Below are 8,575 nucleotides of genomic sequence, written 5' to 3'. Positions count from 1 at the left end.
GTGACGACGGCTGCGTGAGCACCGCCGGTTTTTTCCTGAATCGCTTTTGCCGCATCTTCATTGCGGGAATTAATGGTCAAATCGGCGCCCATGTCGGCGGCCAGCGCCAGCTGGGCATCGTTAACATCGATGGCGATGACTTTGGCATTGAACACGTTTTTCGCATACTGCAATGCCAGGTTGCCGAGGCCGCCAAGGCCATAGATGGCAATCCATTGACCGGGTTTAATATGGGACACTTTCACGGCTTTATAGGTGGTAACACCGGCGCAGGTGATGCTGCTGGCGGCAGCGGAGTCGAGGCCGTCCGGCACTTTAACCGCATAGTTGGCGGTGACAATACACTCTTCAGCCATGCCACCATCGACGCTGTAACCGGCATTTTTTACCGAACGGCAGAGCGTTTCGTTGCCGCTGTTACAGTAATCGCAGTGCCCGCAGCCTTCGAAGAACCACGCCACGCTGGCGCGATCGCCCGGTTTCAAAGAGGTGACGCCCGGACCAACCTGCTGGACAACGCCCACGCCTTCATGGCCCAGAATCACACCGGTTTTATCGCCGAAATCGCCGTTTTTCACGTGCAGGTCGGTATGGCATACGCCACAGCACTCCATTTTCAACAACGCCTCGCCATGTTGCAGGGGACGCAGTGTTTTTTCCGTCACATCAACCTGATGATCGTGGGTAACAACGGCTGCCTTCATGTTTACTCCTTGAATTTTGAGGAAAAAATGGGGGGTTCACTCTTAAATAAGAGTCGTTAAGGATTGACTCTAATTCTCAGGAATGCAAGGTCTCCAGTGAAATATATGGTTTTAAGCGTAGTCGATAGCGCAAAATTCGATCATTTGTCTAAATTTTGGCTGTTAATAATAGTGAAGTGAAGCTGTCATATTCCGTTCATTGCTAAAGGGGAGACTGTTACAGGTAAATTTCTTATAACAACAGAGTGATACTACAATGCATCTGGTAAAAACTATCCTCGCCGCATCGCTGTTCCTGTCTGCCGCCGTTCAGGCCCACAACGTACTGGACTTTCCGCAACCGGAGAACAACCCGGAAGAGTTTTACGCGGTCACGGAAATTCCAACGGGCGGTATCATCAAATATGAAACCGACGCCAAAACCGGATTTATTATAGCCGACCGTTTCCAGTCTATGCCGGTCGCCTATCCGGCTAACTACGGTTCGTTGACTCAGTCGCTGGCAGGCGACGGCGATCCGCTGGACGTGGTGTTCTATACGCGCGCGCCGATGGCACCGGGGACACTGATTAAACTGCGCGCTATCGGCGTCCTGAAGATGATCGATGGCGGGCAAAAGGACGATAAAATTATTGCCGTACCGGCGAGCAAAATCGACCCGACCTATGATGAGATCAAGAATATAAGCGACCTGCCCAAAATTGAGCAGGAGCGGCTGCAGGCCTTTTTCCGCGTCTACAAGCAACTGCCGGAGGGACGTAAAAACGTGGAGCTGAACGGCTTTAACGATGCCGCTGCGGCACAGCAAGAGATCAAACAGGCCTGGGATGCCTGGAAAGCAAAAAATCCACAATAAGATAAAAACAGGCATCGCACGGTGCCTGTGCTTTTTTAGCCGGGCAATGACCGGTTGAGGACGTTTATAATTCTGACAAAGCGCGGTTGAGCCGGTAGGAAATATCCGTCGTGTCAGCGGGCCGAATGGCTGCGTGGATTGACAGGATGAACGCAATAATGGTTGTATTGTACAACTATTAATTCACCTGCTCAGATCGCCATGACGCATCCAACGCTGATTAACGAATCGCTCATTAATGAAATACGCCGCTCTTCCCGTCTGATGGTTCGTGAACTTGGCTTCATGAATTCCACGCTGGCGGCAACCGACTATTCTCCCTCCGCCGTGCACACGCTGCTGGAAATTTCCGTGCACGGAGCGATGACCGCCGCGCAACTGGTTCAGATCCTTGGCCTGGAGAAATCGAGCGTCAGTCGCATGTTGGCCCGTCTGCTGGCCGCTGGCGAGTTGCAGGAAAAAACTGACGGCGATGATGCCCGCTTCAAGCGCCTCGAACTGACGGAGCAGGGGCGTGCGACGGTCAGCCGGATTAACGATTACGGGGCGATGCGGGTCGTTAACGCGCTCGCGCACCTCGATGCCGGACAACAACAAAATGTGGCGCTGGGGTTGACCGCGTACGCGCAGGCGCTGGCGAAATGCCGCGAAGTCCCGAGATCCACGGCGGCAAAAAACGTGACGATTGTGAGCGGATACCGGCCCGGTATGATTGGCCGCATCGCACAGATGCACGGCGAATATTATGCCCTGCACCACGGGTTCGGCCACTTCTTCGAAGGTAAGGTCGCCAGTGGGCTGGCGGAGTTTTCCTCCCGCCTTAACGCGGAATGCAATCAAATCTGGTTGGCGGTGCTGGAGGGAAAAATCGTCGGTTCTGTGGCCATTGATGGTGAAGATCTGGGCAATAACGAAGCGCATCTACGCTGGTTTATTCTCGACGACAGCTGCCGGGGCAGCGGCATTGGTCGGCGTCTGTTGGCCGAGGCGATGGCTTTTTGCGACCGCCGCGCTTTTGCTACTGTCCAGTTGTGGACCTTCAGCGGGCTTCACGCCGCACGCTCGCTGTACGAATCATTCGGCTTTACGCTGCATAAAGCGTGGCAGGGCGATCAGTGGGGGATAATGATGACCGAACAGCAGTTCCGCCGAGACAAGGCGGCTTTTGCTCCGGCCTGATTGCCGTCCGCGCCCGCGGTGAACCCGGCTAAGGTGTTTCCACCTTAGCCGGGGATTCAGCCTCCGTTAACTTAGTCTGGCAGTAATGGCCGCGATCTCCTCGCGCCACTGCGCCTGCAGGTGGGGTTTCTGATGCTTAGGTTTACGCGATACATCATCCGCCAGCCGTTGTTCCAGATCGATTAGCCGTTCCAGCAGGGCATCATGGTCATTGCTGACGGCAGTTGCCGCATCTGCTTCGCGGCGCAGGTCGATCTGACGCACCCCGTCGCGCAGGCGGGCGTAAACTTCATCGGCGGTATGCCACTCACTGAGCCCGTTATCATCAATCAGCCAGAACCGGTTGCAACTCTGGCTTATCAACTGACGGTCATGACTGACCAGCAGCAGACCGCCGGAATACTCGCGCAGCGAGGCGGCCAGCGCCTCTTTGCCTTCCATATCCAGATGGTTGGTCGGCTCATCCAGCAGCAGCAGGCTATAGCGAGCTAGCGACAGGCCGACAAACAGCAATCGGGAACGTTCGCCGCCGCTGAGGGTACTGACCTTTTGCCCGTGACGGCTCCAGCCGAAACCGGCGGAAATCAGTGCCCGCTTACGGCGTTCGCCAGCGGGTTCAAAACTTTCCAGCGCCTCCAGCAGCGTGGCATTATCCGCCAGTTGATGCAGCGTCTGGTCGTAGTAACCCGGATGTAATCGCGGATGCAGACGCAGTCCGGCATCCGGCGCCGCCTGTTGCATCTGCCGCCACAGCAGGCGCAGCAAAGAGGATTTCCCGCCGCCGTTGCGACCCATAATCGCCACCCGATCGCCGCTGCGCAGACGCGCCAGTTCGGCGGTGAACAGGGCTGGCAATCCCGGCGCCGGGGGGACCGCCAGCCGTTCCATCTCAAGTAATCGATCGGCCCGCAGAGCGTCACCGTTCAGCGCCAGGTGCCACGGTGTGCCGGCGGTCAGCTCGGTTTGACTCTCCTTCAGGCGTGTGACCTGTTTCTCCATCTGTTTGGCTTTGCGCGAAAGATCTTCGTTGTCGTACACCTGTCCCCAGGTTGCCAGCCGTTTGGCGCTGGCGGTGACGCGGTCGATTTCTCGCTGCTCGGCTTTATGACGCAGGGCATCGCTATCGTCACGTTCCGCCAGCGCCTGACGCGCTGCGCTATAGGGAAGAGAGAAGGCGTGCAGGGTTCTGTCGCGTAGGATCCAACTGGTATTAGTTACAGCATCCAGTAAAAGAGGGTCATGGGAAACCAGCACGAAGCTCCCCTGCCAGGTTTGCAAGAAGCTTTCCAGCCACAGCAGGGTCGGCAGGTCAAGATGGTTGCCGGGCTCGTCCAGCAGCAGAAGATCCGGCTGCTGAATTAACGCTCTCGCCAGCAGCAGTCGGGTATGTTGGCCGCCGCTTAGCGTTGCTGCTCGCTGCGTGAATTCCGCTGGCACAAACCCCATTTCCGCCAGCAGTCGCTCTGCCTGCCAGCGTTGTTGTTCACGCCCGCTGGCGGGAAGCCGCGTCAGAACCACCTCGAGCAACGATTGTTGTAGCAGGGCATCCGGTAGGTGTTGTTCAACCCGCGCCATCAGGCAATGGTGCGCCAGCGCCACGCTGCCCGTGGCGGGCGTCAGCGTACCGTCCAGCACCTGCAGCAGGGTACTCTTGCCGCAGCCGTTATGACCGATCAGGCCGATACGATCGCCTTTTTTCAGGGTAAAGGAGAGGTCGGTGAAAAGCGGCCCGAATGCCGTTTCAACATGCAGAGATTGCGCGGTAAATAATGTGCTCATAGTGAACTTACTCAAGAGTTACAGGCGTAAAAATGCCTCGTCAAACATCGCTGACGATAACCCGGTAAGCCCGAGGGAAGGGAATTAGTCTAAGGTGTCTTCGCTCAAGCCGAAGTTATCGCAGCACGATACCGATAACGCTTGAGCAGGAACGATTACCAAATGTCAGTGAAAACATAGATATTTCACATAACAGCATGGGATCCTCCTTTTTCATTCAGTGAGTTGACAGGTGAAGGAAGTGTAGAGGGTGGCCGGCGATTTGGCTAGCGACTAAAGATAGTGGGGCGGCGGCAAAAAAACGGGCCCGTTGTCAGGCCCGTTTGCGATGCAGGTTAATCAGATCGAGGTCCGGCGGTAGTTGCGATACTCCGGCAGCCAGAAGTTATCGCTAATCGCCTGCAACAGCGCTTCGGCGGAGGTCTTCACCGCCACGCCTTGTTCCTGAGCGACTTTACCAACCGCGAAAGCGATAGCGCGCGATACGGTCTGGATATCCTTGAGCTCCGGCAGAACCGGGCCTTCGCCGTTGTTGACCAGCGGCGAGTGCTTCGCCAGCGTCTCACTGGCCGCCATCAGCATCTCATCGGTGACCCGCGATGCGCCAGAGGCGATCACGCCGAGACCGATACCGGGGAAAATATAGGAGTTGTTGCACTGGGCAATGACGTACTGCTTGCCTTTCAGCGTTACCGGCGCAAACGGACTGCCGGTGGCAACCAGCGCTTCGCCGTCGGTCCAGCTGAGGATGTTCTGCGGCGTGGCTTCTACGCGAGAAGTCGGGTTCGACAGCGGCATCACGATCGGACGTGGGCAGTGCTTATGCATCTCGCGAATAATCTCTTCAGTGAACAGACCCGGCTGGCCGGAGACACCGATCAGAATATTCGGTTTAACGTTGCGCACGACATCCAGCAGAGAAAGCACTTCGTTGGTGGTATCCCACTGCTGCAGGTTCTCACGCTTCTGCACCAGTTTGTTCTGGAACGGTAGCAGGTTCGGCATGGCGTCGGTCAGCAGGCCGAAACGGTCCACCATGAATACGCGCTGGCGCGCTTCTTCTTCGCTTAATCCCTCGCGTTGGATCTGGGCGATAATTTGCTCGGCAATTCCGCAACCTGCGGAACCGGCGCCGAGGAAGACGATTTTCTGCTCACTCAACTGGCTGCCCGCACCGCGGCTGGCTGCAATCAGCGTACCGACAGTCACTGACGCGGTGCCCTGGATATCATCATTGAACGAGCAAATCTCATTGCGATAGCGGTTGAGCAGCGGCATGGCGTTTTTCTGCGCGAAATCTTCGAACTGTAACAGAACGTCCGGCCAGCGGTGCTTAATCGCCTGAATAACGTCATCGACAAACTGATAATATTCATCGTCGGTAATACGTGGATGGCGCCAGCCCATATACAGCGGATCGTTGAGCAACTGTTGGTTGTTGGTTCCCACGTCCAGCACGATGGGCAGCGTGTAGGCCGGGCTGATACCACCGCAGGTGGTGTACAGCGAGAGCTTACCGATCGGGATGCCCATTCCGCCGATGCCCTGATCGCCGAGACCCAGAATACGTTCCCCGTCGGTGACGACGATCACTTTGACGTTGTGATTGGGGACGTTCTGCAGGATATCGTCGAGGTTGTGCCGGTTCTGGTAGGAGATAAACACCCCGCGCGAGCGGCGGTAGATCTCAGAGAAGCGCTCGCAGGCGGCGCCGACGGTCGGCGTATAAATGACCGGCATCATCTCATCGAGGTGGTTGCCAATCAGGCGATAAAAGAGGGTTTCGTTGGTGTCCTGAATGTTGCGTAGGTAAATGTGTTTGTCGATCTCAGTTTTAAACCCCTGGTACTGGATCCATGCGCGTTCCGCTTGTTCCTCGATGGTTTCAACAACTTCTGGCAGCAGGCCAAGCAAGTTAAAGCTGCTGCGCTCTTCCATGCTGAAGGCGCTACCTTTGTTAAGAAGGGGGAATTCGAGCAGAACAGGACCAGCGTAGGGGATATACAGAGAACGGTTTTTCTTATGGGTAAATTGCATCGCACTAACTCCTTGATGTTCACTTCAGACCGTGCGCGGCGATAAGCGTGCGGGCTGGCAGGGAAAGCAGCGGGAGCAGTATAGAGCAGATGTTATCAAAGAGGGGAAATTGTATTAAAAAAACACCATCCTGACGAAAGGACGGTGTTTTTATCATCACTCAGCTGAGAAATTAACCCGCGCGGCGCTTACGGCCTGTGGCATGAGCGTGGTTAATTGTCGTTTCCACATCGCCGTCCAGCACCACTTTTTTCTGCTGGGACAGTTTATAGTTCAGACCGAGAAGATGACGTGCCTGATGGTTCGATTTCATTCTTACTCCTTAATCCAGTTCTGTTTCAAGGACAAGCCCGGCGTAGCCGGACGAAATGTAACCCTAAGAACGGCGCGCTAACGCGACCGCGCTATCTATCGTGGTCTTTTTTTTCGCCGCTGGCAACTTCATCACCGGGAATCAGGAATAATCTGCGCTTACCACTTCATCTCGACGGTGTTCACTTTCGCACTCAGCTTCAGCGAACTGACCTCTGCCAGGTTCGGCCAGCGCTGCTTCATGTCGGCGATCACGCCGGCGGAATTGTTGTGTGTTTTCAGCGCCAGCTCAAACTGCTGCAGATAGTCACGGGTAAAGACGATCGCGCGTTCCCCGGCTGGTGGTGTGCCAAGATAGTGGCCTGGAATAACCTGCTGCGGGTGGAGTGCGGCCATATCGTCGAGCGTTTTACGCCACTGCAAGCGGCTTTCGGTGCTCTGGGTATCGGCAGTCCACACGTGCATACCCCAGGCAACACCGGTACCGCCGAGGATGGCTTTGTTCGCCGGGATCCAGACGAATGCCGCATAGTGTTGCGGCTGACGAATTTCAACTTTTTCGCCATCAATGGTAAAGCTGTTCGCCGTAATCACCTGCGGCGTATAAAGCTGCTTCGGTGCGCCATCCTTCATCTGCGGGCCCCAGAATGCCAGCTTCGCGGATTGCGTCGCTTCGATGTGCTTAACCACCTCAGAGGTGGCGACAACTTTGGCGTCCGGGAAAGCCTTCACCAGCGGCTCAAGGCCGAAATAGAAATCCGGATCGCCGGAGGTGATGACAATACGGCTCAGTTTTTTGCCGCTTTTACGAATCATCTCGACCAGCTTTTCGCCATCTTTCACGCTAAATTGCGCATCAAACAGCACCGCTTCATGCGGGCCGGAAACCAGCGTCGAGTTCACGGCGAAGATACCTTTATCCTGCGGGTTATAGGTCTGCAATGTTAAAGGCGCGGCGAACGCAGCGGAACTGAATAGCGCGGTGGCAATGGCAAGGGCGGATAATTTCATGTTGGTTTTCTCTGTGTCAGGTGAATAACGCTATTTTACGGATTTCCTGATTTGCGAAAATTCCTGAAAAAAGAGATGCTGAGTTTCATAAAACGTGCAGATGGAAGTGAGTGATGGACAGAATTATTGCCGCGCAGGTCTATATGCGGATCTGCGAACTGGGGAGTCTGAGTGCTGCGGCCCGTGCGCTGGGGATGTCGCGCCCGATGGTCAGTCGCTATCTGGAACAGATGGAACACTGGGCGGGTACCCGCCTGATCCACCGTTCGACGCGCAAATTGACCCTAACCACCGCCGGGGAGAAGGTGCTGCAAAAAACCCGCAGCCTGACGCAACTGTCGGACGAAATTGCCGGGCAGACCGAGCGCGCGGTACCCAGCGGAACGCTGCGCGTCGCCTGCGCCCACTTTACGGCTATGCAGCTAATTTCACCGCTGTTACCCGATTTTCTCGCCCGTTATCCCCAACTGCGCCTCGAACTGGATATCAATAACCATCCGGTGAGTCTGATTGGCGAGCGCATCGACGTCGCGATTCGGATCACCGACAATCCGGAGCCAGGAGCGATTACCCGCCGACTGGGGGTCTGTCGTTCGGTCTTGTGCGCGTCACCGCGTTGGTTACAGCGACATGGTCAGCCGCAAACGCCGGCGGAGCTCAGCGCATATAACTGCCTGCACTACAGCCATTTTGCCGC

The 8,575-nt window shown here is 55.9% G+C and carries 8 protein-coding genes; 3 read left to right on the top strand and 5 right to left on the bottom strand.

The window, feature by feature from the left end; translation table 11 throughout:
* A partial coding sequence (gene adhP, locus ACZAHD_RS19575) for an alcohol dehydrogenase AdhP (protein WP_462458252.1) occupies positions 1–704 on the bottom strand: 704 nt, incomplete at its 3' end.
* A 256-nt stretch (positions 705–960) separates the two neighbouring features.
* Here adhP and ACZAHD_RS19570 point away from each other — a divergent pair.
* Both ACZAHD_RS19570 and ACZAHD_RS19565 read left to right on the top strand, forming a co-directional pair.
* Complete coding sequence (locus tag ACZAHD_RS19570; protein ID WP_462458251.1) at positions 961–1,560, top strand: inorganic diphosphatase; 600 nt, start codon at positions 961–963, stop codon at positions 1,558–1,560.
* Between the two features lie 201 nt (positions 1,561–1,761).
* Positions 1,762–2,739: a bifunctional helix-turn-helix transcriptional regulator/GNAT family N-acetyltransferase gene (locus ACZAHD_RS19565; RefSeq protein WP_462458250.1), complete on the top strand. Its 978-nt coding sequence runs from the start codon at positions 1,762–1,764 to the stop codon at positions 2,737–2,739.
* A 66-nt stretch (positions 2,740–2,805) separates the two neighbouring features.
* On the opposite strand, the gene ACZAHD_RS19560 is transcribed toward ACZAHD_RS19565, so the two are convergent.
* The 4 genes from ACZAHD_RS19560 to ACZAHD_RS19545 form a co-directional block, all read right to left on the bottom strand.
* Positions 2,806–4,518 (bottom strand): ABC-F family ATP-binding cassette domain-containing protein, encoded by a 1,713-nt coding sequence (locus ACZAHD_RS19560; protein WP_462458249.1) that lies wholly within the window; start codon positions 4,516–4,518, stop codon positions 2,806–2,808.
* 339 nt (positions 4,519–4,857) lie between these two features.
* A complete protein-coding gene (locus ACZAHD_RS19555) occupies positions 4,858–6,555 on the bottom strand; it encodes an NAD-dependent malic enzyme (protein WP_462458248.1) in 1,698 nt (565 codons plus the stop codon).
* Between the two features lie 172 nt (positions 6,556–6,727).
* Complete coding sequence (gene sra / locus ACZAHD_RS19550) at positions 6,728–6,868, bottom strand: stationary-phase-induced ribosome-associated protein (RefSeq protein WP_004861775.1); 141 nt, start codon at positions 6,866–6,868, stop codon at positions 6,728–6,730.
* A 158-nt stretch (positions 6,869–7,026) separates the two neighbouring features.
* Positions 7,027–7,878, bottom strand: coding sequence for a Vmh family MBL fold metallo-hydrolase (locus ACZAHD_RS19545; protein ID WP_462458247.1), 852 nt, complete (start codon positions 7,876–7,878; stop codon positions 7,027–7,029).
* A 113-nt stretch (positions 7,879–7,991) separates the two neighbouring features.
* On the opposite strand from ACZAHD_RS19545, the gene ACZAHD_RS19540 reads away from it, so the two are divergent.
* The coding region (locus ACZAHD_RS19540) for a LysR family transcriptional regulator (protein WP_462458246.1) at positions 7,992–8,575 on the top strand (584 nt) is incomplete at its 3' end.

The organism is Raoultella sp. (genome assembly GCF_039594335.1).
GTDB lineage: Bacteria > Pseudomonadota > Gammaproteobacteria > Enterobacterales > Enterobacteriaceae > Klebsiella.
Note: the sequence above shows the minus strand (reverse complement) of the source record. Positions and strands in the feature narration are given on the sequence as shown.

Bases quoted from the DNA above. Each gene is read 5' to 3' on its own strand.
- ACZAHD_RS19565 (WP_462458250.1), top strand. From the start codon at position 1,762: ATGACGCATCCAACGCTGATTAACGAATCGCTCATTAATGAAATACGC.
- ACZAHD_RS19545 (WP_462458247.1), bottom strand. From the start codon at position 7,878: ATGAAATTATCCGCCCTTGCCATTGCCACCGCGCTATTCAGTTCCGCT.
- sra (WP_004861775.1), bottom strand. From the start codon at position 6,868: ATGAAATCGAACCATCAGGCACGTCATCTTCTCGGTCTGAACTATAAA.
- ACZAHD_RS19570 (WP_462458251.1), top strand. From the start codon at position 961: ATGCATCTGGTAAAAACTATCCTCGCCGCATCGCTGTTCCTGTCTGCC.
- ACZAHD_RS19555 (WP_462458248.1), bottom strand. From the start codon at position 6,555: ATGCAATTTACCCATAAGAAAAACCGTTCTCTGTATATCCCCTACGCT.
- ACZAHD_RS19560 (WP_462458249.1), bottom strand. From the start codon at position 4,518: ATGAGCACATTATTTACCGCGCAATCTCTGCATGTTGAAACGGCATTC.